Here is a 25289-nt window from a genome sequence, read left to right as displayed (position 1 = left end):
CGGGCATGTTCCCATCCTCTCGATAAAGGAACGGAACGAAACCCAGGGCGGTTCAAGTCACGACGCGACCTGGCATGACTCCACCCTCCGGCGTACGGTCGGATCATGTCCGGAATCAGAGTGGACGCCGCTACAGAATCCCGTGTGCGCGCCGCGATGGCGGCCAACCCCCGCGCAGATTTCCTCCCCGACGACGTGCGCCATCTGGCGGACGCCGACCATCCGGTGATGATCGGCTGGAACTCGACGAACTCGCAGCCGTCGACAGTGGCGAGGATGCTGACGCTTCTCGATGTGCAACCGGGTGATCGTGTGCTCGACGTGGGAAGCGGTTCGGGGTGGACCACCGCCATTCTCAGCGCTCTGGCCGGCGATGGGGGCAGCGTCATCGGCGTCGAGCTGGTCCCGCAGTTGGTCGAGTACGGAAATGAGCGACTCGCGAAGCGAGGAGCACGCGCCGAGATCAGAGGATCCATCCCCGGCGTCCTCGGCCTCCCCGATGACGCGCCGTTCGACCGCATCCTCGTCTCCGCACAGGCGGCCACGGTTCCGACCCAGTTGGAGAGCCAGCTCGCCGAGGGCGGACGCCTCGTCGTGCCGATCGCAGGGCTGATGACGGTCGTCGACATGCGTGACGGCATCCCGCACAGGCGAGAGGATGCCGGGATCTACAGCTTCGTCCCTCTCGTCTGAGGCGATGACTGGCACGAGAGACGCCGGCGCATCATCCCTCCAGGTCCGCCCATCCTGCGACGTCGACACCATGGTTGTCCGGCGACGCGATCGTCCACGACTCGGGCGCGGGCTCGTCGGCAGCGATGCGTCCGCCCGCAGCGATCGCTGCCTGTACACGCCGCTCCGCCTGATCCGCCGGTACTGAGACATCGATGTGCGTGCGCCCACGCCCCGGTCGCGCCGGCGTGAGCTCATGGAACCAGAGATGCGGTCCTCGCCGGAGCGGATCGACCAGGTCCTCATCTCCGACTCGTATGTAGCCGAAGGCCGCCTCCCAGAACGGGCGGGTGTCGACTCCGGCATCCTGCGCCACCGCGATGCCGACCACCATGAGCATGCTGGGATCCGAGACCAATCCCATCGAGCGTGCTGCGGCACTGACGGCGACCGCAAGGTCGGCATCCTTGCGGCTCAACGCGCCGTCGGTGCGCGAGCACGACCTGATCACCACGCCTTCTGGACGCACGTCGACGTCCGGCTCGTGGCCGACGTTCGTGGCGGCGACAGAGATCGCGCCGACGAACTCCGCGGCCTCGGCGAATGACGACGTCCGGTAGAACGCATGCGCGCCCCAGAAGAGCACTCGCCAGTCCTCGACGCCGTCGAGAGCATGGAACTCTTTCGGGAGGAGCCGCTCGAAGCTGTCCATGCCGTCGAGGCTACGCCCGCACCCGCCGCCGGAAAAGCCCTCCGCTGACCTCGAGGTCGCGCCCTACGCGGCCACAGTCGCGGGTGATTCCTCGCCCTCGTGGAAGCTCGGCTCCTTGCCCAGCATCCGTCCGATCAGAAGTACGATCCCGACGACCACGAGTCCCACGGCGAGCCCGGCCACGGCTGAGACGAACGTCTCGCCGATCCAGGCGATCACTGCACCGGCGGGCGCGAGCACGTCGTGGATGCCGTGCAGCATGTCACTGAAGAACACCAGGCCGACCTCGCCGAGGTTCGCGAGCAGCAGGTGGCCGCCGACCCACAGCATGGCGACGGTGCCGATGACGCTGATGACGCGGAACACCGCCGGCATCGAGCGCACGATCCGCGTGCCGGTGTGCCGCACGCGGCGGGAGGGATTCTTCGCCATCTTCAGGCCGATGTCGTCGATCTTGACGAGCAGCGCGACCGCTCCGTAGACGATGACGGTCATCATCAGCGCGATCACGGCGAGGATGGCGAGCGTCATCCAGATGCCGAGTCCGGCGTCGAGATTGGACAGCGAGATGAGCATGATCTCGGTCGACAGGATGAGGTCGGTGCGGATCGCACCCCAGACGAGCTTGTTCTCATTGCGCGCGCCCTCATCGGCATGACCGTGGTGGAAGCCGAACCACTCCAGCACCTTCTCGGCGCCTTCGAAGCAGAGGTACGTGCCGCCGATGATGAGGAGGAACGGCAGCACCCACGGAGCGAACGCGGTCAGCAGCAGCGCGATCGGGATGATGATCACGAACTTGTTCGCGAGCGAGCCGAGCGTGATCTTCGCGACGACCGGCAGCTCGCGTGCCGGTGAGATGCCCTGCACGTACTGCGGTGTCACGGCGGCGTCGTCGATCACGACGCCCGCGGCTTTGGCGGATGCCTTCATCGCCGCGCTCAGGATGTCGTCGACGACGGCGAGCAGACCTACCGACATGCGTCCCCCTAGATGTTCAGGAGAGCAACATTACTGGCACGTCGTGAAATCGGATGCCGCGGGCCGGCGGAGAGCGACCTCGATGTCGTGCGGAATGCCGTCAGGGGCGAGACTGTTGCTATCCCTGACAGAGGAGCAGACAATGACCGACAACGGAACCATCACCCGCACACCCGGAACCGAGACGGCCGTCCTCGCCGGCGGATGCTTCTGGGGGATGGAGGATCTGGTCCGCCGCCAGCCCGGCGTCCTCGACACGCGCGTCGGCTACACCGGCGGCGAGAACGCCAACGCGACCTACCGCAACCACCCCGGTCACGCTGAAGCGCTCGAGGTCGTGTTCGACCCCACGAAGACGACGTACCGGGACATCCTGGCGTTCTTCTTCCAGATCCACGACCCCTCGACGCTGAACCGTCAGGGCAACGACATCGGTACGAGCTACCGCTCGGCGATCTTCCCGCTGAGCCCCGAGCAGGAGCAGGTCGCCCGCGACACGATCGCCGACGTCGACGCCTCGGGCCTGTGGCCGGCCAAGGCGGTCACCACGATCGAGCCCGCCGGCCCGTTCTGGGAGGCAGAGCCCGAGCACCAGGACTACCTGATCACCTACCCGAACGGCTACACCTGCCACTTCCCGCGCGCGGGATGGGTGCTGCCGAAGCGCGAGGAAGCCGCGAACGCCTGAACCGCAGCCTCCTGATCAGGAGGTGGCGGGCGCCTTCCGGCGCGCTCGCCACCCGTCGACGGACAACACGCCCATGGGTAGGAGCAGCACCATCGCGGAGAAGCCGACCATCAGCGGGTACTGCGCGATCAGCTGATCCGACGACCAATAGAGCATGAGTGTCGCGATCGACACGAACGCGACCACGCGCGTGAACAGGCCGGCGATGAGAAGGATGCCGAGGAGCAGTTCGAGCAGCGGGATTCCTACACCGAACAACCACGGCGCCGCGTGCATCAGAGCGCGCAGCGGCTCGAGATAGAACGGCGCGCGACTGCTCGTGTCGGTACTGCCGACCACGAGAAGGATGTCAGCCGCCCCGAAGCCTGCGCTGTACTTCACGACGGCCTCCAGGATCCATAGCGCGCCGACCGCCACCCTTGCCGCATCGCTGACCAGCGATGCGGCAAGGGTCGAAGGAGGTCGCGTCATGAGATCGCGGCGGCTCCGAAGACCGCCTTGGCCTTGTCGCAGTTGATCACGACGTCTGTGTACTGCGCGGCATCCACTCCGTCCAGCGTGAAGGTCTGAGACTCCTGATCCCAGGCCACGGCGTCGATCCGCATGCCGCCCTCGACTGCTGCGGCATCCGTGCCGTTCGTGAGATAGATGTGAAGGTCGGGACCCTCGTCCGACGAGAAGCCGGTCAGCGTCAGCTGGTCGCCGTCGATCGTGACCGTGCCGGCGACCGTCTTGTCGTTCAAGCCCTCGAAGGTGCCACTGAGCGAGACGTCGACCATCTCGTCCCGGCTCTCGGACATCGCGTCGTCCGGCATGGAGGTCGACTCCGTCATCGACGACTCCGGCATCTGCTCCGAGGCGTCGGGCTGGGTGCACCCCACCAGTGAGATCGACAGGGCGACGAGCACGGCACCGGTCAGCATCATCTTGCGCATGAGTTCTGTTCCTTTCGTGAGCGGCGCTGTTCGCCGCGACCTGTGCACAGACGCTACGCACGGGCGGGACGGCGCAGGGGAGTCCTTTCGGCACTGTAAGAACTGCTCGCGGCGACGCCTCCCGGGGTTAGTCTCGACCGCATGGATGCCCCGCCCCGCCTCGTGGTCGTCGAGGACGATGCCGACGTGCGACGGACGATCGTCGACTACCTGAGCGCGAATGGCTATGACGTGCACGCCCGTGCCGACGGCGTCGCCGGGTACGGGGCGATCGTCGAGCTCGAGCCCGACGCCGTGATCCTCGACCGCATGCTGCCCGGGCTGAGCGGCGATGAGGTGTGCCGCAGAACGCGGGCGACCTCGACGGTGCCGATCCTGATGCTGACGGCGCTCGGTGACGTCGAAGATCGTATCGACGGGTTGGAGAGCGGAGCCGACGACTACCTTTCCAAGCCATTCGCGTTGCGCGAGCTGCAACTGCGGATCGCGGCGCTTGTGCGACGGAGCAGGGATGCCGTGGCATCCGCTCGCCTGCTCAGCGCGGGCGACTTCGAGATCGACACGGCTCAGCGAAGGGTGCGCGTGCGAGGACGCGATGTCGCGCTGACTGCTCGCGAGTACGAGCTGATGCTCTATCTGATGGGTCACGCTGATCGAGTGCTCACTCGCAACGAGATCCTCCGCGAGGCGTGGGGCTGGAGCGTCGGCGAGACAGCCACGGTCACAGTGCATGTACGCCGCCTGCGGGAGAAGATCGAGGCCGACCCGACGGATCCCAGACACCTCGTCACCGAGTGGGGTGCCGGATATCGGTTCTCTCCACGGGGAGGCGGCGTCTCATGATGTCGATCGGAGTCGGCGACATCGCCGTGATCGCCCTCACCTCTCTGGCCGCCGCACTCGTCGTCGTGCTGCTGTCGGCGCTTCTGCTGCGTGTGATCCCGAGGCCGACCATGCTGATCCGGCTCATCATCGTGGCCGGGTCCGGTGTGGTCACCGTAGCGATCGCCGTTCTCGCCATCGCGTTCCAGATGTACATCTCCCCGCACGACTTCACGGTGCTCGTATGGGTGGTTGGCATCTCACTGCTGTTCGGGCTTGCAGTCGCCACGGTTGCGTCGCGTGCGGCACGCGCGTCGCTCGCCGACCTCACCCGCTCGGTTCACGAGGTCGGCGACGGAGAGGTGGTTCCGGCATCCGGTCGCGGATGGAGCGAGTTCGATGCGCTGTCGACCGAGCTGGCCGAGGTTTCGGAACGGCTCGCCTCCGCGCGCGCGGAGCTGGAGCAGCTCGACTCCGACCGGCGGCGCTTCTTCGCGTGGATCTCGCACGATCTGCGCACACCGCTCACCGCAGTCCACGCGCTCGCCGAGAGCCTCGAGCTCGGGGTCGCGGCCGACTCCGTGCAGGTCGCACGGCAGGTGCGTGGGCAGGCGCACACCATGAGCCGCATGGTCGACGACCTGTTCGAGCTGTCGAAGATCACCTCTGGCGCCGTACGACTGAAGACCGAGCAGGTGGACCTGCTCGACGTCGTCTCAGATGCTGTCGCCGATGTCCGCCCGATGGCGGAGCGCCGATCACTGCAGATCGCCCAGGCGGGGATCGCAGGCCACGTGCTGTGGGTCGATCCGCACAAGCTGCACCGGATCGTCGTCAACCTGCTCGGAAACGCGATTCGCCATGCCCCGGAAGGCTCGGAGGTGCTCATCTCAGCCACCGAGCTTCCAGGCCGGAGACTCGTGCTCGGCGTGCTCGATCACGGCAGCGGCGTCGCCACGAGTGACCTCGACCGCATGTTCGAGGTAGGATGGCGAGCGGATGCCGCGCGCGCCACCGATCCGGAGGACCCACTCGCGGCGGGAGCCGGCCTCGGTCTCGCGATCGCGCGCGGCTTCGCACGGGCACATGGCGGCGAGGTCTATGCGGAACACGCCGACGAGGGGTTCCGCATCAACGTGCTCCTCCCCGTAGGCCAAGGGAACGACTGACGCATGGGTCCGAGACGGAATCACTCCGCGCGCAGCGAGCGTCCCCAAGGCTGGGCAGGGTCGTGAATGGCGACGGCCAGGGTGGTGTCCGACTGGCCGTAGTATGCGAACCAGCGATCCTTGAACTTCACGAGACCTTCGACGAACGTCACGTTCGAGACGAGACCGTTCGTGTCCTCGAAAGTCTGAGGGCGCAGCCATGGTTCTTGGAGCCGGGCGATTACCTTCGTGGGCTCATCGGGGTCGATCGCGATCTGGCCGCAGCGGTAGTCGACGTCGACCGAGCCGTCGTCGTTGACCGTTCGCGTCGCGCCGTTGGTGAGGAAGACGAGCAGGCCGTTGTCGGCCAGCACAGGTGAGGTGCCGATCTCGACCAGCGCCTCATCCCAGGTGCCCGGCGTCGGGGAGTACATCGGGTCGGTGTCGGCGGTGCCGGGCGTCCAGCGGATCAGGTCGTCACTGGTCGCCCAGTAGATCGCGCCCTCGCCGAAGTACATCCACCACTTGCCGTGCATCTTCACCGGCACGATCACCCCGGCCTTCGACCAGTTGAACCCGCGCGGGTCCATTGTCTTGAACGTGTCGAAGTCCTCGAACAGAGGCCCGTGCTTGGTCCAGGTGCGCAGGTCCGATGAGGTGGCGAGACACAGCTGAGCGCTGTGACGATCCCAGCCGGTGTAGGTGAGGTAATAGGTGCCATCGATGAACGCGATGCGCGGGTCTTCGCATCCGAAGCGCTCGTAGTCCTCGGAAGGGGAGAGGATCGGCGCATCCTCGCGAGTGAAGTTCACGCCGTCGGCGGATCGGGCCATGCCGATGTGCGACACGATGTCGTCGGCGTGCGCGCGGTAGAGCAGCACGACCTCGTCGCCGTCGACGAGCGCGGCCGGGTTGTAGAGGTTGGCCGATTCCCAGCTGTCACCGCGCGGACGCAGGATCGGGTTGCCCTCGTACGGGGTGAACGGGCCGAGGGGGAAGGAGGCTCCGGTGAACATGGATTCCCTTTCTGGTCAGCCTTTGACGGCTGCTCCGAGGTCGGTGGCTTTGAAGAACCGCTGGAAGACGATGAACAGGATCACGACGGGGAACGCGAGTGCCGTGGCGCCGGCGAGGATCGCGCCGTTCGGGTTCGCAGTGGACTGCGCGACGTTGGAGATGTAGTTCGCGAGCGACACCGCGAGTGGTTGGAGCGAGGCGTCCTTCGTGATGAGGAACGGCCAGAGGAATTCGTTCCACGGGCCTATGAAGGTGACGAGGATCACTGTCACGAGTACGGGACGGATGAGCGGGATCGCCACCGATGTCAGTAGTCGGATCTCGCCTGCACCGTCGATCCGCGCCGCTTCGAAAATCTCCACCGGCAGCGCCTTGAAGAACTGCACGAAGATGAACACCGCCGTCGTGTTGATGAGGAACGGCAGGATCATTCCGAGGTGCGAGTCACCCAGTCCGTAGTTGCGGGTGATCTGGACGTAGAGCGGGATCATCAGGAGCTGGAACGGCACCATCTGCACGAGCAGCATCAGCACCCAGATCACTCCTCGGCCGCGGAAGTCGAGGCGCGCGATGGCGTAGCCGGCCAGCAGCCCGAACACCACCGTGCCCAGCAGCACGCCCGCGGTGAAGATCAGCGAGTTGAGGAGCGATCCGGCGAGATCGATCCGCGAGTCGATCGCGACGAAGTTGTCCACTGTCCAGCCGCCGGTCGGGAACAGCTCGTCCGGCGCATTGGTCGGGTTCGTCTGGAACGCGCCGACCAGCATGAAGTAGAACGGGAAGGCGAAGGCGATTGCTGCGATCGTGAGCAGGATGATGCTCAGGATGCGGGGCGCCTTGCGTGTGCGCTTCATCATCTCTCCTTCGTGGCACGGTTGGCTGCCAGCGACAGCATCCCGACAAGGATCACGAGGATCATGCCGATCGCAGCCGCCGTGTCCGGGTTCTGCTGCTGGATCCCGAGCTGGTAGATGAGCAGCACTGGCGTGGAGGAAGCGCCGTCGGGGCCGCCACCGTTGGTCAGCAGGTACGGCTCGGTGAACAGGTTCGCGCCGGTGATGATCGACAGGATCAGCACGAGCGTGGTCGCGCTTCGCACACCGGGAACCGTCACGTGCAGGAAGCGTTTGAACGCTCCGGCGCCGTCGGTCTCAGCCGATTCGTATAGCTCCTTCGGCACGTTCTGCAGCGCCGCCAGATACAGCAGGATGTAGAAGCCCAACTGCTTCCAGGTCACGTACAGCGCGATCATCGGCATCGCCAGCGCACCGTTCACGAGCCAGGACGGATCGGGTGCGAGCGGGCCGAGGATCGTGTTGATCAGCCCGTTGCCGGAGAACAGCAGCATCCATACGCCGACAAGGGACACGCTCGCCGTCAGATAAGGGACGTAGAACGCGACGCGATACGCGCCCACCCAGCGGATGCCGGTGTTCAGCGCCGCCGCGAGTACGAGCGAGAGCACGGCGGTCAGAGGGACGTTGATGACCAGGAAGATCAGCGTGTTCCGGAACGATCCGAGCACACGCGGGTCGGTCAGCACGGTGACGAAGTTGTCGAAGCCGACGAACGGGCGGTCGACCTCGGCGCCGGGGGCGGTGAAGAAGTAGTCGTGGAAGGCGATGTAGACCGCGAAGGCGAGCGGGTACGCGAAGATCGCGATCACGAACACGAAGTACGGCAGCGCGAAGAGGCCGCCGATCGGCTGCGCGCCCAGCCATCGGGCGCGCAGCCGCCGGTTGTCGGTCATGAGGTCACTCGGCGACGAGGTCGTCGATCTTCGCTGCTGCGTTCTTCAGGAAGTCGTCGATCGAGTTCTTGCCGAAGATCACGGCTGCCGAGTACTCGTCGCGGAACGCCTGCCACGCCTCCACCGAGTTCGGGATGCTGGGCACGTCGGCGGTCGACTCCGCCTGCTCGGCGAACGCCACGTAGTTCGGGTTCGCCTCGAAGTAGTCGGCATAGGTGTCCGTGAGGTCGGTGCGCATCGGCATCTGTCCGGTGAGTTCGAGCAGCTGCCCGTCGCTTTCCTCGCTGGTCGAGAACTTGAGGAACTCCCATGCAGTGGCCTGGTTCTCGCACGCGGTGAACATCGAGACGCTCTTGGAGTCGGCGAAGGTCACCGGATTCTCGCGCCCGTCGCTGGTCGGCACCGGCATGAAGCCCACGTCGACGGTCTCCGCGTAGGACGGGATCGCCCATGGGCCAGCGAGCTGCATGGCAGTGGTCCCGGCCGACATCGCGTCGTCGGTCGACGCCTCGTTGGGGGACAGCTTCTCCTCGTAGAACGTCGCCCAGAACTCGGCGACGGCTCGTCCCTCATCCGAATCGAAAGTGGACGTGCCGTCTTCGACGAGCATCGTCCCGTCGGTCTCGGCGAGATAGAGCGGGTAGAAGTCGAACCACGGCTGGAAGAACTCGCTCGTCGGTGCAGGCCAGATGGCGCTCTGCACGCCGGAGTCGACGATCGCTCGAGACTTCTCCAGGAACGCATCGTGGGATTCCATCTGCGGGTCCTCAGGGTCGATGCCCGCTGCCTCGAACAGCGCCTTGTTGTACATCACCATGACGGGATTCGACTTCCACGGCAGTTGATGGAAACTTCCGTCGCTCGAGTATGCCTCGACGTCTCCGCCCCGCTCACTGATGTAGTCGCTGCCGCCTTCGATGGAGCTGAGATCGACCAGTCCGCCCTGCTTGACCCAGCCGGAGACGGCGGCCGGAGCGACGTTGTACACGAGGCAAGGGGCGGTGCCGGCGGTGATCGCTGCCGTGATCGCCTCTTCCGAGGACGATCCGGCCGGGATCTCCTGCGCCGTCACCTTCTCGTCGGGATGCTCGGCGTTCCAGGCCTCGACCACGGCTGTGCCCCAGGCGACCTCCTGCTCGTTGTTCGACAGCCAGATGTCGATGGGGCCCGTGCCCTCGGCGCCGCCCTCGCCACCTCCGCCGCCGCCGGACGAACATCCGGTCGCGACGAGTGCGACGGCGGCGATGACTGCTGCTGCGCGTGTCTTCTTCATGGTGTCCTCCTTGACACTTCGGGTTATGCGGGTGATGCGGGCTCGGTGCTCTCTCGGAAATGGACGACGTTGCAGTCGACGATCTCGGTGCGAGGCTCGGCGCCGAGGATGTCTTCCCGCAGAAGGCGGGCGGCCGCGCGGCCGCGAGCGGCGGGGTCGGACGACACGCTGGTCAACGCCGGCGAGAGGTGGGCGGACAGGTGGTCGTCGTCGAATCCGGAGATCGCGAGATCACGCGGGATCGAGAGTCCCTGCGAGCGGGCATAGGACAGCCCGGCGATCGCCATGGTGTCGTTCGCATAGAGAATCGCGGATGGCCGATTCGGCAGGGCGAGCAGCTCGGCGGTGAGCCTGCGGCCGCTCGCAGCGGTGAAGTCGCCCTCGCGAAGCAGATCGCCGCCGCCCATCGCGTCTGTGTAAGCGTCTGCGCGCGCCTTCGAATGCACGTAGTCGAGCGGTCCGGAGACGTGGGCGATGCGTTCATGTCCGTCGGCGCGGAGCTTGTCGACGATCGCCCGAATCGGCGCGGCATCGTCGGTGCGCACGCAGGAGAACCTGGTCGGCCGATCGTACGCGCCGACCAGCACGGTCGGCAGGTTCAGCTCGCCGAGGAGCGAGACGCGCCAATCGTCGGTGCGCAGGTCGAGCAGGAGCGCCCCGTCTGCCCGGCCGCGGCTGAGTGCGCGATACGCGCGTTCCTCCGCCGCGCGGTCGGGAACGACCTGGAGGATCAGTGCCGTCTCTGTCGGGGCGAGCACCGATTCCACACCGGCGATGAATGCGGGGAAGAACGAGTCGTTGGCTATGACTTCAGGGTCACGCGCCAGGACGACGGCGATCGCATTGGCCCGCCGGGTCGCCAGCGCGCGAGCACTCTGGCTCGGCACCCAGTTGAGGCGCTCCGCCGCCGCGAGCACCCTGTCGCGCGTCTCGGTCGAGATCGGCCGATTCCCGCTGAGAGCGTGCGACACGGTGGCTTTCGTGACCCCGGCCTCGCGGGCCACGTCTGCGATCGTCGTGCGAGTCATGCCACCTCCTCTTAGCTGTCGTCGGAGCACCCGAATAAACTCGCGTGAACCGGTTTGACGAAAGTGTAAACCGGTTTGACGGCATGTGTCAACGGGATGCTGGGCACGGCAGATCGCACCGCCGATGGTTCATGCTGGACGAGAGCCGGCCCACCGGCGACACTTGCAGCACGACGAACGGATGAAATGACACGAACTTCACGCGCGTGGGGTGTGATCGCCGTGGCCATCCTGCTCACCGGCTGCGCCCCGCAGCCGTTCGCACCCGGCCAGGCATCAACTCCCGCACCGACCGTCGCGTGCCCTCAGGTGGAAGGTGCCGAGCTACCCGCGGAGTGCGCACCGTACGATCCAGATCAGGCGATGGTGCAGAACGAACGACATCGCGATCGGATGGAGATGTCAGCGGAGGCGGCCGCGGCGGCCGAGGCGCTCGCCGCACCGCTTCGTCAGGTCCTCGAGGAGCTTCGGGCGTCGGGCGGCGTCAGTGTCGACGCCGTCACACAGGCGATCGCAGCTGCCGGACTCGAGCTTCCACAGGTGCGCGAGGATCACGGCGACGTCCTGTTCGGCGTCGACGGACCGGAGGGCGGTTGCGTGTTCGGCGTCGTCACTGCGGCGGCGGTGTCCGTCGAGGTCGGCGGATACATCATGGACGGCGGCTGCCTTCCTGCGCAGTGACCGTGCGGCGAACGCGGCCGCAGCCGCGTCAGCCCTTCAGCGTCTCGATGTCGATCACGAACCGGTAGCGCACATCGGATGACAGAACGCGTGCCCAGGCCTCATTGACCTGGTCGGCCGACGTGATCTCGATGTCGGGTGCGATGCCGTGCTCGGCGCAGAAGTCGAGCATCTCCTGGGTCTCCCCGATGCCGCCGATGTTCGATCCGGCGAACGAGCGTCGCCCGCCGATCAGCGTGCCGGCGTTGACGGCCATCGGCTCTGCCGGTGCGCCCACGTTGACGAGTGTGCCGTTCATGGCCAGCAGGTTCAGGTAGGAGTTGATGTCGATCGCCGCGGACACGGAGTTGATGATCAGGTCGAAGCTCGAGCGCAGCGAACGGAACGTCTCCCGATCCTCGGTGGCGAAGTAGTGGTCGGCGCCGAGTGCCAGCGCGTCGTCCTTCTTGCTCAGCGAGCGCGACAGCACGGTGACCTCGGCGCCCATGGCGTGCGCGATCTTGACTGCCATGTGGCCGAGCCCGCCGAGGCCGACGACGGCGACCCGCTTTCCGGGGCCGGCGTTCCAGTGCCGCAGCGGCGAGTACGTGGTGATGCCCGCGCACAGCAGGGGAGCGGCCTTCTCGTAGGGGATCGCCTCGGGCACGCGCAGCACGAAGTCCTCGGTGACGACGACGCCGGTGGAATAGCCGCCCTGCGTGATCGTGCCGTCGACGTCGGTCGCGGCGTACGTGCCGATCGCGCCCTTCACGCAGTGCTGCTCGTTGCCGGACGCACAGTTCTCGCACTCACCGCAGGAGTTCACGAGGCATCCGACGCCGACGCGGTCGCCGACCGCGAACTTCGTCACCTCGGAGCCCACCTCGGCCACGGTGCCGACGATCTCGTGGCCGACTGTCAGCGGGTACTGCTGTGCCCCCCAGTCGCCCTGCACCGTGTGGATGTCGGAGTGGCAGATGCCGGCCCAGCGGATGTCGATGCGCACGTCCTTCGCGCCGACGTCGCGACGTTCGATCGTGCCGAGGAAGAGCGGCTCTGTGGCGGAGGGCGCGACGATGGCGGGGATCACAGTGGTCATGATCCGAGCGTAGACCGGATGCCGAAACGGTGGCGACTGCGCGGCTTCGAGGTCAGTCCGCGGCTTCGCCGAGGAACTCCAGCGCCGCATCCTTGAACGCACGCGAGCCCGGCGCGTTGAAGTGATTCCGATCCGGTATCTCGAAGAACCGGCCCTGCGGCGCGGCATCCGCCAGCGCACGCGAGCCCTCGATGATCGCATCCTTCGACCCCGTCGCGAACAGGATGGGGCTGGTGGGTGCGTTGGACGGATCGGGGTCGACCGTCCGCGTGAGGCGCATCCCCTCCGCCAGCGCCAGGAGCGAGTTCAGGTCGTTGCCTGCGACGCGTTCGGTCAGCGCGATGTAGTTCCTGGTCGTCTGGTCCTGCACCGGCTCACCGCGATCGACGTACGCACGCACCTGATCGATGTCGAGACGCTCGAGCGGGATGCCGTCCGGCACGCCGCCGAGCACGGCCCTGGTGATCCGCTGCGGAAGATCGCGCACGACCTCCCAGCCCACTCTGGCGCCGAGCGAGTATCCGACGTAGACCGCCTCCTCGACGAGGTAGACGTCCATGACCGTCTCCACATCGGTGGCCAGCGTGCGGATCGCGTACGCCGACGCTTCGTGGGGCTTGTCACTGGCCCCGTGGCCGCGCTGATCGATCGCCAGCACGCGATAGCCGGCGCCGGTGAGATCGCGCACCCACCCGGTGAGCACCCAGTTGTCGCGTGCGTTCGAGGCGAAGCCGTGCACGATGACGACGACAGGGGCGTCGACGTCGCCCCAGGTGTAGGTCGCGAGCCGCGTGCCGTCAGCGGCGTACACGAGCTGTGGATTCGGCATCCGGGTCAGTTCAGCGAGAGGGGCAGCCACTCCTCCATCATGGCACCCGAGCCTCCGCCGGGGCTCGGCGGCGCGTCAGGCGAGCTCGCCCTGCGGCTCGTCGGCCTCGGTGAGCGCCGTGAGGAAGCGGATCACCGCTTCGCGGTCGCCGGGAGGCATTGCGGCGGCTGCGGCGAATCGACGTGCGTGCTGGCGCCCGATGGTCTCGTGCGCCGAGATCCGCGTGGGTTCCGTGACCTCGATGCAGACCGTTCGGCGGTCACTCGGATGCTGCGCGCGAACGAGGTGACCACCGGCGACGAGCCGATCGACCAGCTTCGTCGTGGATGCGCTGGAGATGCCGACCTCGCGGGCGATGTCCTTCGGGGTGACCACGCGCCCCTGCTGCTGCGCCCGGACGATCATGCGGATCGCGCGCATGTCGCTCTCGTTGAGCTTCATGTACTTCTTCGACGCCTCGGAGAGCGTGCGGGCCGCCTCCTGCCAACCACGCAGCGCCTCCATGACCCTCACGCACTGGTCGATGTCGGCTTCGGTGAGATCCGAACGGTCGACAAGGTCCGAGTCGCGGGAGAAGTAGCGCATGCCGGCGTCATCGTAGACGTCGCGCTTCGGATCTGGCACTGTCTCAGCATACAGTTCTTATGATAAGTTGAACTCTCGCTTAGCTAACGAAATGAGGTGCGTGCGATGGAGATGGTCGTTCTGGTCGACGACGCGGGCACTCCGGTCGGCACGCGCAGCAAGGCGACGACGCATGGACCTGCGACTCCTCGACACCTGGCGTTCTCGTGCCATGTCATCGACGGCGATGGTCGCCTTCTCGTCACGAGGCGGGCCCTGACGAAGCAGACCTGGCCGGGTGTGTGGACGAACTCGTTCTGCGGTCATCCGGCACCGGACGAGAGCCTCGAGGATGCCGTGCGACGCCGCGCGGCCTTCGAGCTCGGCCTCGCGGTCGATGCGATCGAGTGCGTCGCACCGGAGTTCAGCTACGTCGCCCGCGATGCGTCCGGCATCCAGGAGAACGAGTACTGCCCGGTCTTCATCGCCACCGCCGCGTCCGCACTGTCTCCGAATCCCGACGAGGTCGCCGAAGCGCGCTGGACCACGGCGTCCGAACTGGCAGTCGCTGCCGGCGCGGTCCCGTGGGCGTTCAGCCCCTGGCTCGTGGAGCACCTCCCGCAGGTGCTTCCGCACCTTCCCGGCGGGAACGAGCATGGCGCCGGCTCGCCCTCAGAGGAGGGTGAGCATGCGTGACCCAGCCGTCGATGGCGCCGTCGCCGTGTTCGACGCGAGACTCACCGAGATCCTCGCCCTCAGGAGGGAACGGTCTCGAGCGTTCTCCGCGACGTACGAGCAGTTGTGGGATGCCCTCGAGCGACTGGCGTCGGGCGGCAAGAAGGTGCGGCCGCGACTGCTGCTGGACGCGTACGCGGCCCTCGGGGGCACGGATGAACGCGCGGCCGTCGACGCCGCCTGCGCGATCGAACTGCTGCACGTCGCGCTCGTGATCCATGACGACGTGATCGATCGTGACCTCGTCCGCCGCGGCGAGATGAACATCACGGGTCGATTCGCATCCGAGGCACTGCTGCGCGGCGCGCCGAGGCGAGAGGCGCACGCGTGGGGAGAAGCATCCTCCCTGCTCGCCGGTGATCTCATGCTCACGCTCGCGCATTCCGTGCTCGCCAGGCTCGACGTGGACGAGTCGCGCCGGCAGGCCCTGCTCGACATCTTCGACGACACCGTCTTCGAGAGCGCAGCGGGCGAGCACCACGACGTGTGGCTCAGCCTGCATCTCGAATCGGCGACGGCCGACGATGTGCTGGCCATGGTCGATCAGAAGACCGCCGCCTACTCGTTCCAGGCCCCGCTCACCCTCGCTGCGGTGCTCGCCGGCGCGCCGTCGAGCCTCATCGAGGAGCTGACGCTGATCGCTCGTCGCATCGGCGTGATCTACCAGCTCAGAGACGATGTCCTCGGGGTGTTCGGCGACGAACGCGAGACCGGCAAGTCCGCTCTCGGCGACCTGCGCGAGGGAAAGGAGACCCTCCTCGTGTCGTATGCGCGCTCGGACCCGGCCTGGGCCACCGTCGAGCCGTACTTCGGCGACGAGGAGATGAGCGCCTCGGAGGGGGAGAGCCTTCGGCGCGTCATCGAGGAGTCGGGCGCCCTGTTGTTCGTCGAGTCGCTCATCTCCGAACGCTGCACGGACGTGCACGCACTCATCCGGGAGTCGCACCTGCCCGCGCCGATGGTCGAGCAGCTGATCGACCTTGTCTCGACCTGCGGCACGCGCACGTCATGAAGTCGACCGACCTCGCCCTCTACACCGCGACCGCTGACGCCAGCGCCCGCGTCGTCATCCGCCGCTACTCGACGTCGTTCGGGTGGGCGAGCCGACTCCTCTCCGGATCGATGCGCGACCACATCGCCCGCATCTACGCACTCGTGCGCATCGCCGACGAACTGGTCGACGGTCCCGCCGAGGCCGCTGGCGTCGACCGCGAGAACCGCGCGGAGATGCTGGACGACCTGGAGGCCGAGACGGCGCGAGCACTGAGACTGGGGTTCAGCACGAACCTCGTCGTGCATGCCTTCGCCGCGACCGCCCGTGCGCACGGGATCGGCATGGACCTGTGCGAGCCGTTCTTCGCGTCGATGCGCAGAGACCTCGATGCGACCGTGTTCAACGACGCCGAGCTCGACGAGTACATCCACGGATCCGCCGAGGTCGTCGGACTCATGTGCCTCGCGATCTTCGAGGCCGGGGCCGTCCGCGGCGCCAGCGAGCGCGAACAGCTCCAAGAGGGCGCGCGCCGCCTCGGAGCGGCGTTCCAGAAGGTCAACTTCCTTCGCGACTTCGCCGGCGATCACGACGACCTCGGGCGCACGTATCTCCCGGCCGAGGCTTCGACGAGCCCTGCACCGGCGCTCACCGAGGCATCCAAGTCCGAGGCCGTCACGTCGATCCGCGAAGATCTCCGCGTGGCAGACGAAGCCATCCCGCTCCTCGACCCGGCGTGCCGCCCTGCGGTCTGGGCCGCGAGGGCGATGTTCGGCGAGCTCACCGACCGCCTCGAATCGACACCCGCGTCCGTGCTGATGACCACCAGAGTCAGGGTGCCCGACCCTGTCAAAGCCAGGATCCTGGTGCGCGCCCTGGCGATGAAGGCGCGTCAGTGAGCGGCAAGAGGGTCGTCGTCGTCGGTGGCGGCGTCAGCGGCCTGGCCACCGCGTGCCTGCTCGCTCGCGACGGGCACGAGGTGACCGTCCTCGAGAAGAACGGTGCGTTCGGCGGTCGCGCCGGTGTCTGGGAGAAGGACGGCTTCACGTTCGACACCGGGCCTTCGTGGTACCTCATGCCGGAGGTGTTCGAGCACTTCTACCGGATGATGGGCACCAGCACCGCGGAGCAACTCGACCTCGTGCCGCTGCAACCGGGGTACCGCATCTACGGCGAACCGACGGGGGCGGAACCGGAGGCACCCATCGACGTTCCGGCGGGGGAGCAGGCCGTCGCCGCTCTCTTCGAGAGCCGCGAGAGCGGAGCGGGCGGGCGGATCAGCGCGTATCTCGCATCCGCGACGAAGACGTACCGCGCGGCGGTGCGCTCGTTCCTCTACAACCCGTTCTCGTCCTGGCGCGACTTCACCTCGCGAGCTGTGGTGACTGCCGCGCCCGCCGTGCTGCCGTTGCTGTTCCGGTCGCTGTGGTCGTTCGCCGCTCGCCGCTTCCAGGACCTGCGGTTGCGGCAGATCCTCGCGTACCCGGCCGTGTTCCTCGGCACGTCACCGTTCGCCGCTCCGGCGCTGTATCACCTCATGAGCCATATGGACCTCGTCGACGGAGTGAAGTACCCGCGGGGAGGATTCCGCGCGTTCGTCGCCTCACTCGTCGACATCGCACGCGAGAACGGCGTCGAGCTCCTCGCCGACAGCGATGTGCGGGCGATCTCCAGTGCGAACGGTGCGGTGCGGTCGGTCGAGTTCACCCGCAACGGCGAGGCCCACCGGCTGTACGCCGACGTCGTCGTCTCGGCGATCGATGAGCACCACACCGAGACCGTGCTTCTCGAACCCGCCGACCGCTCGTATCCGCAGAAGCGCTGGGACGCGCAGGTCTCCGGCCCCAGCGCCGTCCTCGTCATGCTCGGCGTGCGAGGCGCCCTGCCGCAACTGCGTCACCACACGCTGTTCTTCTCGAACGACTGGCACGACAACTTCGACGCGATCTTCGGCTCGCCGACCCGCATCCCCGAAGCGCCGTCGCTGTACGTGTGCAAACCGAGCGCCACCGATGACGACGTGGCACCCGAGGGGCACGAGAACCTGTTCGTGCTCGTGCCGCTCCCGGCCGACACCGAGATCGGGCGCGGCGGCGTGGACGGCTCAGGCGATGACGTCGTCCGCCTGGTCGCCGACCGTGCGATCGCTCAGATCGGCGCATGGGCGGGCATCTCCGACCTGGAGTCGAGGATCGTCGTGCAGCGCACATTCGGACCGGCCGACTTCGAGGCGGAGTTCAACACCTTCCGCGGCAGCGCCCTCGGCCCCGCGCACACCCTCGCCCAGAGCGCCTTCTTCCGCGGAGTGACGCGGTCGCGCAGAGTCGACGGCCTGTTCTACACGGGCGCGACGTCGGTGCCCGGCGTCGGACTGCCCATGTGCCTCATCAGCGCCGAACTCGTGCTCAAGCACGTCAGTGGCGAGCATTCCCCGGGCCCGCTGGAGGAACCGTGAATCTCGTCTACGCGGCGTCGCTGCTGCTGAGCCTCGCGTGCCTCGTCCTGCTCGATGTGCGTTTCCGGCTCGTCTTCGCACGCACACCGGCGCGCTCAGCGGTCGTGCTGCTCGCCGGACTGGCGTTCTTCATCGTCTGGGATGCGGTCGGCATCGGTCTTGGTGTGTTCCGTCACGTCGACTCGCGGTGGGCCACCGGCATCCTGCTCGCCCCGCAGTTCCCGATCGAGGAGCTGCTGTTCCTCGTCTTCCTCTGCTACCTCACGCTGGTGCTGCTCAGCGGGTGGCGGCACCTGCGGGACCGGAACGCGAGGGGGAGCCGATGACCTACCTGCTCATGTCGCTGCCGTTCGTCGCCGTCGCCCTGCTGGTGTTCGTCTTCGGCGCTGTGCACGCGCGGCGGTACGGATCGTTCGCCGGCTACCTGTCGGCGTGGGCGGTGGCCACGGCATCCCTCGTCGTCCTCACCGTCATCTTCGACAACGTGATGATGGCGGCCGGCTTCTTCGACTACGGCGTCGCGCACATCTCCGGCGTGCGCCTCGGGCTGATACCGATCGAGGATCTGCTCTACCCGATCGCCGGCGCTCTGCTGCTCAGCGGTACGTGGCAGATGCTCGGGGGCGAGGGCGGCACCCGCCGGACTCGTACCGGCCGCAGAGAGGAGAGCCGCGATGTCTGAGATCGTCTCGACGAGCCGCACGCTGCTCACCGCCTCCCGCCCGCTGAGCTGGATCAACACGGCGTACCCGTTCGCCGCGGTCTACCTGCTCACGACCGGGCGCGTCGATGTCGGCCTCGTGGTCGGCACCCTGTTCTTCCTCGTGCCGTACAACCTCGCGATGTACGGCATCAACGACGTCTTCGACTACGAGTCCGACCTCGCCAATCCCCGCAAGGGCGGAGCGGAAGGGGCGAAGCTGCCGCCTCGGCTGCACCGCGTCACGCTGCTCGCCTCCGGTCTGCTCGCCGCGCCCTTCGTGATCGCACTGCTGATCCTCGGTGCGCATCGGCCGATGTCGTGGGCGGTGCTCGCGGTGAGCCTGTTCGCGGTCGTCGCCTACTCGGTGCGCGGCCTGCGGTTCAAGGAGATCCCGTTCCTCGACTCGATCACCTCCAGCACGCACTTCGTGACGCCCGCCCTGTACGCCATGGCGCTCGCCGGCACGGATGTCACCGCCCCGATCGTCGTGACCATGGCCGCGTTCTTCTGCTGGGGGATGGCGAGCCACGCGTTCGGCGCCGTGCAGGACATCGTCCCCGATCGCGAGGCCGGCATCGGGTCGATCGCGACGGTGCTCGGCGCATCGAGGACCGTCTGGTTCGCGTTCGCGCTGTGGGCCGTCGCCGGTGCACTCATGCTCCTCGTGCCGTGGCCGGCGAACCTCGCGGCGCTCGCCGCACTGCCGTACCTGCTCAGCGCGGCGCCGTACCTCCGCGTGGACGACGCGCACTCCGGCGACGTCAACCGCGCGTGGCGGCGCTTCCTGTTCATCAACTACGCCGTGGGGTTCGCGATCACCCTGCTGCTCATTCTCTGCACGACGAGAGGACTGTTCGCATGACCAGAGTGCTCGTCACCGGCGCGACCGGCTACATCGGCGGTCGCCTCGTTCCCCAGCTCCTCGCCGCAGGGCACGAGGTGAGCGTGTACGTGCGCTCGCCGTGGAAGCTGCGCGACGTGCCGTGGCGGCAGCAGGTCACGGTCTTCAAGGGCGACTTCTCGGATGCCGTGGCCACCCGCCGCGCGCTGAACGGCGTGGACACGGCGTTCTACCTCGTGCACTCGATGAGCGCCGGCCGGGATTTCGTGGATGCCGAGAAGCGCGACGCAGAGCAGTTCGCCGAGGTCGCCGCGGCTGCGAAGGTGAGCAGGATCGTCTACCTCGGCGGCCTGCACCCCGACGGCGCGCAACTGTCGAAGCATCTCTCCTCGCGGGCCGCGGTCGGCCAGACCTTCCTCGACGGCGAGGTGCCTGCCATCGTCTTCCAGGCCGGCATCGTGATCGGTTCCGGGTCGGCGTCCTTCGAGATGATCCGCCACCTCACCGAGGTGCTGCCGTACATGCCCGCGCCCCGCTGGGTGCGCAATCATGTGCAGCCCATCGCCATCCGCGACGTGCTGCGCTACCTGGTGCGCGCGGTGTCGCTGCCGGACGGGCTCAATCGCACGTTCGACATCGGCGGACCGGACATCCTCCGCTACGGCCAGATGATGAACGGGTACGCGGTCGAGGCGGGACTTCCCCAGCGCGGGATCGCCGCGCTCCCGGTGCTCACGCCATGGCTCGCCTCGCAGTGGGTGAGCCTGGTGAGCCCGGTTCCGCGATCGATCGCGGTGCCGATCATCGCCTCGCTGCAGAACGACTGCGTCATGAGCGAGCACGACATCGACGAGCACATCGAACCGCCGGAGGGCGGGCTGCTGCCGTACCGGATGGCCGTGCGGCTGGCGTTGAAGCGCGAGGAGGAGGGCCAGGTCGAGACGAGCTGGCAGAGCGCCACGGTGCCCGGCGCGCCGAGCGACCCTCTCCCGAGCGACCCGGACTGGGCAGGGCACACCGTCTTCACCGACCTCCGTGAGAGGCGAACGAGCGCCTCCACTGCGGCCGTCTGGGACGTCATCGAGTCGATCGGTGGCGAGAAGGGCTGGTACTCGTTCCCGCTGGCGTGGGCCGCGCGCGGCTGGATCGATCGGCTCGTCGGCGGCGTCGGCATGCGACGCGGCCGCCGGCACCCGACGCGGTTGCACACCGGCGATGTGATCGACGTCTGGCGGGTCGAGGCGGTCGAGCACGGGCGCACGCTGCGCCTTCGAGCGGAGATGCGGATGCCGGGGCGAGGGTGGCTCGAGCTCGGTGTCGAGCCGGCGGGCGCCGAAACCCTCTACCGGCAGCGCGCGGTGTACTTCCCGAAGGGGCTCACCGGGCGGTTGTACTGGGCGATGCTGCTGCCCTTCCACGGTGTGATCTTCAACGGCATGGCGCAGAGCATCCTACGGTCGGCCGAGCGCGCCCAGGGCGAGAGCACGCAGGCGGAGGCGGCGTGAGGCTCTGGTCGGTGCATCCCAAGTACTTCGACCGCCAGGCGCTCACGGCGTGCTGGCGCGAGGGTCTGCTCGCCCAGGCCGTGATCTCCGAACCGGGCAGAGGCTACTCCCGGCATCCGCAGCTGAAAAGGTTCCAGGAGACCGACGAGCCGCGTACGGCGATCGGCGACTATCTCAGCGCGATCGTCGATGAGGCGGATGCTCGCGGGTACCGCTTCGCCAGGGACAAGATCCGCGCGACCGGGTACGGCAGGGCGATGCCGGTGAACGACGGCCAGCTCGCCTACGAATGGACGCACCTGCTGGCGAAGCTCGAACGCCGCAGTCCGTCGGTGTGGGAGCGGTGGCGCGGGGTGCTGATCCCCGACCCGCATCCGGGCTTCACGGTCGTCAGCGGTCCGATCGCCGAGTGGGAGAAGGTCGCGTCGCCCGACCCCGCTCGCAGCATCACAGGTCAACAGGAGGCAGGAACATGAGCACCGAACCAGAGCAGCAGTACGATCGTTCCGCCGGGGCGGGTGAGCCCGCAGCATCCGACCGTCGTGAGCTCAAGCCTCCGAAGGCGTCGGGAGTGCATCTCGAGCAGGGTGCGAAGGTGCCCTCCGCCTCACCGGCGGCGCAGTCCGGGCCGGAGCACGTCGTCGAACCCGTCGCGTACGACGCGATCCTGCTTTCGGGTTTCGGCGGCCCGGAGGGTCAGGACGACGTGCTGCCTTTCCTCCGCAACGTGACGCGTGGTCGCGGCATCCCCGATGAGCGCCTGGAAGAGGTCGCCCACCACTACCGCCGGTTCGGCGGCGTGAGCCCGATCAACGACCAGAACCGGCTTCTGCGCCAGGCGCTGAAGTCCGCCCTCGCGGATGCCGGCCTGGATCTGCCGGTCTACTGGGGCAACCGCAACTGGGCGCCGTACCTGGATGAGGCGCTCGAGAACGCCGCGAACGACGGCATCCGCCGGATGATCGCGATCCCGACCAGCGCGTACTCGTCGTACTCGTCGTGCCGGCAGTACCGCGAGGACTGGGCCGACGCGCTCGAGGCGAGCGGTACGCAGGGGGTCATCCAGATCGACAAGGTCAGGCAGTTCTTCTCGCACCCCGGTTTCATCCAGCCGTTCATCGAGGGTGTGCGCGACGGCATCGCGGCCGCGGCGCAGTCCGGGCATGACGCGTCGAGCGTCGAGGTGCTGTTCTCCACGCACAGCATCCCCACCCAGGACGCCGAGTTGTCGGGTGCGGGCCTGTTCACCGACGTCGACGGCGGAGGCTACGCCGCGCAGCATCTGGCCGTCGCCGAAGAGGTCATGGCCGCCGCGGCACCGGGCGTCTCGTGGCAGCTCGTCTACCAGTCGCGGTCGGGCCCGCCTTCGCAGCCGTGGCTCGAGCCCGACATCAACGAGGCGCTCGAGGCGCTCGAGCACCGCAGCGCCGTGCTGATCGTGCCGCTCGGGTTCGTGAGCGATCACATGGAGGTCATCTGGGATCTCGACACCGAGGCGACCGAGACCGCGGAGCGTCTGGGCCTGTGGAGCCTCCGAACCGCGACGCCGGGCACGCACCAGGCGTTCGTCGGTGCGCTCGTCGATCTCGTGCAGGAGCGCATCGTCGGACGGCCGGTCGGACAGCGGGCGAACGCGACCGCGCTGGGCCCGTGGTTCGATGTGTGCCGCCCCGGATGCTGCGCGAACAAGCGCCTCGGATTCTCGCCGGCGATCGCGGGTCTGCAGCCCTGACACCGCACGATGTATCAACGGGTGACGCCAGATGACCGATTGAGTAACATCATCCTCGAGATGGATGCGGACGCCGCGGAAGCTCCGTATCTTTGGATACACGGAGGCTGAACCGGGGGGTTTGGACATTATGTCGTCAATGAGTGCGTTACGTGAGCTGGCAGCGTTCTTCCTGCCTGTCGGACTCACCGGTGCGGGCATCGCGGTGATCTGCGCGATCGTGGCCGGCGTCGCCCTCGCTCGTGGAGCGGTGGGCCTGTGCGGCGGAGCCACCGCCGTGTGGATCGGTGGCATGATGCTCAGCATCGCCGCGGGATTCTCGGGTCAGTGGATTCCGACTGCCGCCGCCGGCGGCGCGCTGGTCGCAGCGCTCGTGATCGGCGGGCTCGTGCAGGTCGTGCTGAACAGGCGCCCGGCCCGGCCCGAACGTCCGGAGCCGATCGGCGCCGCGACGGCTCCCGCCTCTCCTGCGCGCCCGCGTCGACCGGAGGGCCTCGGCGGCGCAGGCCTCGGCACGGTTCTCGTTCAGCGGTAGTCGCGGTCGAGGTGCTGCCCCGTCGGCGCATTCCTTCGCGAAGGTCTTCCGTTGCCGAATCGATTCGATAAACTGGTCGCTTCGTCGTTCCCGGCATCCGATCCCCCATCCTCCCCGCGTTCCGGAAGTTCTCCTCCGCATGGCCACCTCCCTCACCACGGGCCGCCCCTGGCGTGTCATCCTGTCGTTCTCCGTCCCTCTGCTCATCGGCAATGTCGTGCAGCAGCTCTACCAGGTCGTCGACACGATCGTGGTCGGACGGGAGCTCGGCGTGAACTCGCTCGCCGCCGTCGGGGCGACCGGAAGTCTGCTGTTCCTGCTGCTCGGCTTCGCGTGGGGCATGACGAGCGGTTTCGCGATCCCCACAGCGCAGGCCTACGGCGCGAAGGACGATGCGGCGGTACGGCGTTCCGTCGCCACAGGCACCCTGCTGTCGGCGGCGGCCAGCATCCTCATCACGATCGGCGGGCCGCTGCTCGCCGAGCCGGTGCTGGTGCTCATGCAGACGCCTCCCGAGCTGCTCGCCGAGGCCACGCTGTTCACGCAGGTGAGCTTCCTCGGCGGTGGCGCGACGATGTTCTTCAACTACCTGTCCGCGATCATCCGTGCGATCGGCGATTCCAAGACGCCGCTGGTTTTCCTCACGATCGCGTGCGCGCTGAACGTCGTGCTCGTCATCGTGCTCGTCGGCCCGGTCGGCTGGGGCGTCGCGGGGGCCGCGCTGGCGACCGTCGTCTCGCAGGCGGTGTCAGTGCTGCTGTGTCTCGAATTCGTCAGGCGACGGATGCCGATGCTGCACGTGCGGCGCGCGGACTGGAAGGTCACCCGCGACGACATCGTCGATCACCTGCGACTCGGCCTGCCGATGGGCTTCCAGGCGTCGATCATCGCGATCGGCACGCTGGTCGTGCAGGTGGCGCTGAACATGCTCGGGGCGGAAGCGGTCGCGGCGTACACGACGGCGAGCCGTGTCGACAGTCTCGCGACCGCGCTGCTCGCCTCGCTGGGCCTCGCCGTGTCGATGTACGTGGCGCAGAACTTCGGCGGACGACGGCCCGACCGCATCCGTGCCGGAGTGAAGCAGGCGACCTGGATGGCGATCATCGCCTCTGTCATCCTCGGCGTCGTCCTGATCGCGTTCGGAACACACCTCGTGCGTCTGTTCGTCGGCGAGGGATCCGATGAGGTGGTCGAGCTCGCCCATCTCATGCTCATCATCAACGGTTCTTCGTACGCGCTGCTGGGCGTGCTTTTCGTCCTGCGCGGCGCCCTGCAGGGGCTCGGTCAGGCGATGATCCCGACGATCACCGGCGTCGTCGAACTGTTCATGCGGGTCGGGGCCGCTGTCCTGCTCGGTGCGCTGCTCGGGTTCGGCGGAGTCGCGGCGAGCAACCCGCTCGCCTGGGTCGGCGCGGTCCTGATCCTCATCCCCGCCTACGTGAAGGCGCACCGCGCACTGGCGAAGATGCCCGTCGACCCCCTCGAGCCGACGCTCACCACGCCGATCGCGCTCGTCGGACCCGACAACAGCTCACTGACGGTGGATGCCGTCGTCACCCAGCCCGTGCCCGTCATCGTGCAGCGACGATGGAAGAAGCTGCTGCGCCGCTAGCC

29 protein-coding genes are annotated in these 25289 nt (G+C 67.5%); 17 read left to right on the top strand and 12 right to left on the bottom strand.

Going from position 1 to position 25289, the window contains the following annotated elements; genetic code table 11:
- Window positions 1–105 precede the first annotated feature (105 nt).
- Entirely contained in the window at window positions 106–693 is a 588-nt protein-coding gene (locus ACYVG2_RS13430; RefSeq protein ID WP_460781452.1) for a protein-L-isoaspartate O-methyltransferase family protein, read from the top strand.
- Between the two features lie 31 nt (window positions 694–724).
- On the opposite strand, the gene ACYVG2_RS13425 is transcribed toward ACYVG2_RS13430, so the two are convergent.
- Both ACYVG2_RS13425 and ACYVG2_RS13420 read right to left on the bottom strand, forming a co-directional pair.
- A complete protein-coding gene (locus ACYVG2_RS13425; protein ID WP_460781451.1) occupies window positions 725–1384 on the bottom strand; it encodes a VOC family protein in 660 nt (219 codons plus the stop codon).
- A 63-nt stretch (window positions 1385–1447) separates the two neighbouring features.
- Window positions 1448–2365, bottom strand: a complete 918-nt coding sequence (locus ACYVG2_RS13420) for a DUF808 domain-containing protein (protein WP_460781450.1) — start codon at window positions 2363–2365, stop codon at window positions 1448–1450.
- Between the two features lie 142 nt (window positions 2366–2507).
- Here ACYVG2_RS13420 and msrA point away from each other — a divergent pair, with 142 nt between their 5' ends.
- Window positions 2508–3053, top strand: a complete 546-nt coding sequence (msrA, locus tag ACYVG2_RS13415) for a peptide-methionine (S)-S-oxide reductase MsrA (protein WP_460781449.1) — start codon at window positions 2508–2510, stop codon at window positions 3051–3053.
- A 15-nt stretch (window positions 3054–3068) separates the two neighbouring features.
- Here the strand turns inward: msrA and ACYVG2_RS13410 are convergent, their stop codons facing one another.
- Both ACYVG2_RS13410 and ACYVG2_RS13405 read right to left on the bottom strand, forming a co-directional pair.
- Entirely contained in the window at window positions 3069–3524 is a 456-nt protein-coding gene (locus ACYVG2_RS13410; RefSeq protein ID WP_460781448.1) for a DoxX family membrane protein, read from the bottom strand.
- Complete coding sequence (locus ACYVG2_RS13405) at window positions 3521–3988, bottom strand: DM13 domain-containing protein (protein ID WP_460781447.1); 468 nt, start codon at window positions 3986–3988, stop codon at window positions 3521–3523. Before ACYVG2_RS13405 ends, ACYVG2_RS13410 begins: the two co-directional genes overlap by 4 nt.
- A 141-nt stretch (window positions 3989–4129) precedes the next feature.
- Here ACYVG2_RS13405 and ACYVG2_RS13400 point away from each other — a divergent pair, with 141 nt between their 5' ends.
- Both ACYVG2_RS13400 and ACYVG2_RS13395 read left to right on the top strand, forming a co-directional pair.
- Window positions 4130–4831: a response regulator transcription factor gene (locus ACYVG2_RS13400; RefSeq protein ID WP_460781446.1), complete on the top strand. Its 702-nt coding sequence runs from the start codon at window positions 4130–4132 to the stop codon at window positions 4829–4831.
- Entirely contained in the window at window positions 4828–5979 is a 1152-nt protein-coding gene (locus ACYVG2_RS13395) for a sensor histidine kinase (RefSeq protein ID WP_460781445.1), read from the top strand. Before ACYVG2_RS13400 ends, ACYVG2_RS13395 begins: the two co-directional genes overlap by 4 nt.
- Window positions 5980–5999: 20 nt before the next feature.
- On the opposite strand, the gene ACYVG2_RS13390 is transcribed toward ACYVG2_RS13395, so the two are convergent.
- Genes ACYVG2_RS13390 through ACYVG2_RS13370 form a run of 5 tightly spaced genes read right to left on the bottom strand, consistent with a single transcriptional unit; the run spans window position 6000 to window position 11026 of the window.
- On the bottom strand, window positions 6000–6974 hold the full coding sequence (locus ACYVG2_RS13390) for a glycoside hydrolase family 130 protein (RefSeq protein ID WP_460781444.1): 975 nt from the start codon (window positions 6972–6974) through the stop codon (window positions 6000–6002).
- A 15-nt stretch (window positions 6975–6989) separates the two neighbouring features.
- Window positions 6990–7832 (bottom strand): carbohydrate ABC transporter permease, encoded by an 843-nt coding sequence (locus ACYVG2_RS13385; protein ID WP_206475548.1) that lies wholly within the window; start codon window positions 7830–7832, stop codon window positions 6990–6992.
- Window positions 7829–8725 (bottom strand): carbohydrate ABC transporter permease, encoded by an 897-nt coding sequence (locus ACYVG2_RS13380; protein ID WP_460781443.1) that lies wholly within the window; start codon window positions 8723–8725, stop codon window positions 7829–7831. The genes ACYVG2_RS13385 and ACYVG2_RS13380 overlap by 4 nt, the downstream gene beginning before the upstream one ends.
- Window positions 8726–8729: 4 nt before the next feature.
- Window positions 8730–9998, bottom strand: coding sequence for an extracellular solute-binding protein (locus tag ACYVG2_RS13375; RefSeq protein ID WP_460781442.1), 1269 nt, complete (start codon window positions 9996–9998; stop codon window positions 8730–8732).
- 23 nt (window positions 9999–10021) lie between these two features.
- Window positions 10022–11026, bottom strand: a complete 1005-nt coding sequence (locus ACYVG2_RS13370; protein WP_460781441.1) for a LacI family DNA-binding transcriptional regulator — start codon at window positions 11024–11026, stop codon at window positions 10022–10024.
- 186 nt (window positions 11027–11212) lie between these two features.
- On the opposite strand from ACYVG2_RS13370, the gene ACYVG2_RS13365 reads away from it, so the two are divergent.
- On the top strand, window positions 11213–11707 hold the full coding sequence (locus ACYVG2_RS13365; RefSeq protein ID WP_460781440.1) for a hypothetical protein: 495 nt from the start codon (window positions 11213–11215) through the stop codon (window positions 11705–11707).
- 28 nt (window positions 11708–11735) lie between these two features.
- On the opposite strand, the gene ACYVG2_RS13360 is transcribed toward ACYVG2_RS13365, so the two are convergent.
- From ACYVG2_RS13360 to ACYVG2_RS13350, 3 genes are read right to left on the bottom strand one after another with little or no spacing between them, the layout of a single operon-like run.
- Window positions 11736–12785: an NAD(P)-dependent alcohol dehydrogenase gene (locus ACYVG2_RS13360; RefSeq protein WP_460781439.1), complete on the bottom strand. Its 1050-nt coding sequence runs from the start codon at window positions 12783–12785 to the stop codon at window positions 11736–11738.
- Window positions 12786–12837: 52 nt separating this feature from the next.
- Window positions 12838–13644, bottom strand: coding sequence for an alpha/beta fold hydrolase (locus tag ACYVG2_RS13355; protein ID WP_460781438.1), 807 nt, complete (start codon window positions 13642–13644; stop codon window positions 12838–12840).
- Between the two features lie 45 nt (window positions 13645–13689).
- Window positions 13690–14238, bottom strand: a complete 549-nt coding sequence (locus ACYVG2_RS13350) for a MarR family winged helix-turn-helix transcriptional regulator (RefSeq protein ID WP_460781437.1) — start codon at window positions 14236–14238, stop codon at window positions 13690–13692.
- Between the two features lie 66 nt (window positions 14239–14304).
- Here ACYVG2_RS13350 and idi point away from each other — a divergent pair, with 66 nt between their 5' ends.
- The 12 genes from idi (at window position 14305) to ACYVG2_RS13290 (ending at window position 25287) form a co-directional block, all read left to right on the top strand.
- A complete protein-coding gene (idi, locus tag ACYVG2_RS13345) occupies window positions 14305–14874 on the top strand; it encodes an isopentenyl-diphosphate Delta-isomerase (protein ID WP_460781436.1) in 570 nt (189 codons plus the stop codon).
- Window positions 14867–15925: a polyprenyl synthetase family protein gene (locus ACYVG2_RS13340; RefSeq protein ID WP_460781435.1), complete on the top strand. Its 1059-nt coding sequence runs from the start codon at window positions 14867–14869 to the stop codon at window positions 15923–15925. The genes idi and ACYVG2_RS13340 overlap by 8 nt, the downstream gene beginning before the upstream one ends.
- Complete coding sequence (locus tag ACYVG2_RS13335) at window positions 15922–16803, top strand: phytoene/squalene synthase family protein (RefSeq protein ID WP_460781434.1); 882 nt, start codon at window positions 15922–15924, stop codon at window positions 16801–16803. The genes ACYVG2_RS13340 and ACYVG2_RS13335 overlap by 4 nt, the downstream gene beginning before the upstream one ends.
- A complete protein-coding gene (gene crtI / locus ACYVG2_RS13330; protein WP_460781433.1) occupies window positions 16800–18359 on the top strand; it encodes a phytoene desaturase family protein in 1560 nt (519 codons plus the stop codon). Before ACYVG2_RS13335 ends, crtI begins: the two co-directional genes overlap by 4 nt.
- Entirely contained in the window at window positions 18356–18685 is a 330-nt protein-coding gene (locus ACYVG2_RS13325; RefSeq protein WP_460781432.1) for a lycopene cyclase domain-containing protein, read from the top strand. The genes crtI and ACYVG2_RS13325 overlap by 4 nt, the downstream gene beginning before the upstream one ends.
- Entirely contained in the window at window positions 18682–19041 is a 360-nt protein-coding gene (locus ACYVG2_RS13320) for a lycopene cyclase domain-containing protein (protein ID WP_460781431.1), read from the top strand. The genes ACYVG2_RS13325 and ACYVG2_RS13320 overlap by 4 nt, the downstream gene beginning before the upstream one ends.
- On the top strand, window positions 19034–19924 hold the full coding sequence (locus ACYVG2_RS13315; RefSeq protein WP_460781430.1) for a prenyltransferase: 891 nt from the start codon (window positions 19034–19036) through the stop codon (window positions 19922–19924). The genes ACYVG2_RS13320 and ACYVG2_RS13315 overlap by 8 nt, the downstream gene beginning before the upstream one ends.
- Window positions 19921–21408, top strand: coding sequence for an SDR family oxidoreductase (locus ACYVG2_RS13310; RefSeq protein WP_460781429.1), 1488 nt, complete (start codon window positions 19921–19923; stop codon window positions 21406–21408). The genes ACYVG2_RS13315 and ACYVG2_RS13310 overlap by 4 nt, the downstream gene beginning before the upstream one ends.
- Window positions 21405–21884, top strand: a complete 480-nt coding sequence (locus tag ACYVG2_RS13305; RefSeq protein ID WP_460781428.1) for a pyrimidine dimer DNA glycosylase/endonuclease V — start codon at window positions 21405–21407, stop codon at window positions 21882–21884. The genes ACYVG2_RS13310 and ACYVG2_RS13305 overlap by 4 nt, the downstream gene beginning before the upstream one ends.
- Window positions 21881–23140, top strand: coding sequence for a ferrochelatase (locus ACYVG2_RS13300; protein WP_460781427.1), 1260 nt, complete (start codon window positions 21881–21883; stop codon window positions 23138–23140). Before ACYVG2_RS13305 ends, ACYVG2_RS13300 begins: the two co-directional genes overlap by 4 nt.
- A gap of 139 nt (window positions 23141–23279) precedes the next feature.
- A complete protein-coding gene (locus ACYVG2_RS13295; protein WP_460781426.1) occupies window positions 23280–23675 on the top strand; it encodes a hypothetical protein in 396 nt (131 codons plus the stop codon).
- A 139-nt stretch (window positions 23676–23814) separates the two neighbouring features.
- Window positions 23815–25287: an MATE family efflux transporter gene (locus ACYVG2_RS13290; protein WP_460781425.1), complete on the top strand. Its 1473-nt coding sequence runs from the start codon at window positions 23815–23817 to the stop codon at window positions 25285–25287.
- The last annotated feature ends 2 nt before the right edge of the window (window positions 25288–25289 follow it).

Source organism: Microbacterium shaanxiense (assembly GCF_054779995.1).
The sequence above is the reverse complement of the archived record's forward strand: the minus strand, read 5'-3'. Positions and strand labels throughout refer to the sequence as shown.

Coding starts and splice junctions, on each gene's coding strand:
- ACYVG2_RS13425 (WP_460781451.1), bottom strand. CDS start 1,384: ATGGACAGCTTCGAGCGGCTCCTCCCGAAAGAGTTCCATGCTCTCGAC.
- idi (WP_460781436.1), top strand. CDS start 14,305: ATGGAGATGGTCGTTCTGGTCGACGACGCGGGCACTCCGGTCGGCACG.
- ACYVG2_RS13340 (WP_460781435.1), top strand. CDS start 14,867: ATGCGTGACCCAGCCGTCGATGGCGCCGTCGCCGTGTTCGACGCGAGA.
- ACYVG2_RS13315 (WP_460781430.1), top strand. CDS start 19,034: ATGTCTGAGATCGTCTCGACGAGCCGCACGCTGCTCACCGCCTCCCGC.
- ACYVG2_RS13295 (WP_460781426.1), top strand. CDS start 23,280: ATGAGTGCGTTACGTGAGCTGGCAGCGTTCTTCCTGCCTGTCGGACTC.
- ACYVG2_RS13335 (WP_460781434.1), top strand. CDS start 15,922: ATGAAGTCGACCGACCTCGCCCTCTACACCGCGACCGCTGACGCCAGC.
- ACYVG2_RS13385 (WP_206475548.1), bottom strand. CDS start 7,832: ATGATGAAGCGCACACGCAAGGCGCCCCGCATCCTGAGCATCATCCTG.
- ACYVG2_RS13310 (WP_460781429.1), top strand. CDS start 19,921: ATGACCAGAGTGCTCGTCACCGGCGCGACCGGCTACATCGGCGGTCGC.
- ACYVG2_RS13300 (WP_460781427.1), top strand. CDS start 21,881: ATGAGCACCGAACCAGAGCAGCAGTACGATCGTTCCGCCGGGGCGGGT.
- ACYVG2_RS13390 (WP_460781444.1), bottom strand. CDS start 6,974: ATGTTCACCGGAGCCTCCTTCCCCCTCGGCCCGTTCACCCCGTACGAG.
- ACYVG2_RS13360 (WP_460781439.1), bottom strand. CDS start 12,785: ATGACCACTGTGATCCCCGCCATCGTCGCGCCCTCCGCCACAGAGCCG.
- ACYVG2_RS13320 (WP_460781431.1), top strand. CDS start 18,682: ATGACCTACCTGCTCATGTCGCTGCCGTTCGTCGCCGTCGCCCTGCTG.
- ACYVG2_RS13380 (WP_460781443.1), bottom strand. CDS start 8,725: ATGACCGACAACCGGCGGCTGCGCGCCCGATGGCTGGGCGCGCAGCCG.
- ACYVG2_RS13395 (WP_460781445.1), top strand. CDS start 4,828: ATGATGTCGATCGGAGTCGGCGACATCGCCGTGATCGCCCTCACCTCT.
- ACYVG2_RS13400 (WP_460781446.1), top strand. CDS start 4,130: ATGGATGCCCCGCCCCGCCTCGTGGTCGTCGAGGACGATGCCGACGTG.
- ACYVG2_RS13410 (WP_460781448.1), bottom strand. CDS start 3,524: ATGACGCGACCTCCTTCGACCCTTGCCGCATCGCTGGTCAGCGATGCG.
- msrA (WP_460781449.1), top strand. CDS start 2,508: ATGACCGACAACGGAACCATCACCCGCACACCCGGAACCGAGACGGCC.
- ACYVG2_RS13430 (WP_460781452.1), top strand. CDS start 106: ATGTCCGGAATCAGAGTGGACGCCGCTACAGAATCCCGTGTGCGCGCC.
- ACYVG2_RS13290 (WP_460781425.1), top strand. CDS start 23,815: ATGGCCACCTCCCTCACCACGGGCCGCCCCTGGCGTGTCATCCTGTCG.
- ACYVG2_RS13405 (WP_460781447.1), bottom strand. CDS start 3,988: ATGCGCAAGATGATGCTGACCGGTGCCGTGCTCGTCGCCCTGTCGATC.
- ACYVG2_RS13365 (WP_460781440.1), top strand. CDS start 11,213: ATGACACGAACTTCACGCGCGTGGGGTGTGATCGCCGTGGCCATCCTG.
- ACYVG2_RS13375 (WP_460781442.1), bottom strand. CDS start 9,998: ATGAAGAAGACACGCGCAGCAGCAGTCATCGCCGCCGTCGCACTCGTC.
- ACYVG2_RS13420 (WP_460781450.1), bottom strand. CDS start 2,365: ATGTCGGTAGGTCTGCTCGCCGTCGTCGACGACATCCTGAGCGCGGCG.
- ACYVG2_RS13370 (WP_460781441.1), bottom strand. CDS start 11,026: ATGACTCGCACGACGATCGCAGACGTGGCCCGCGAGGCCGGGGTCACG.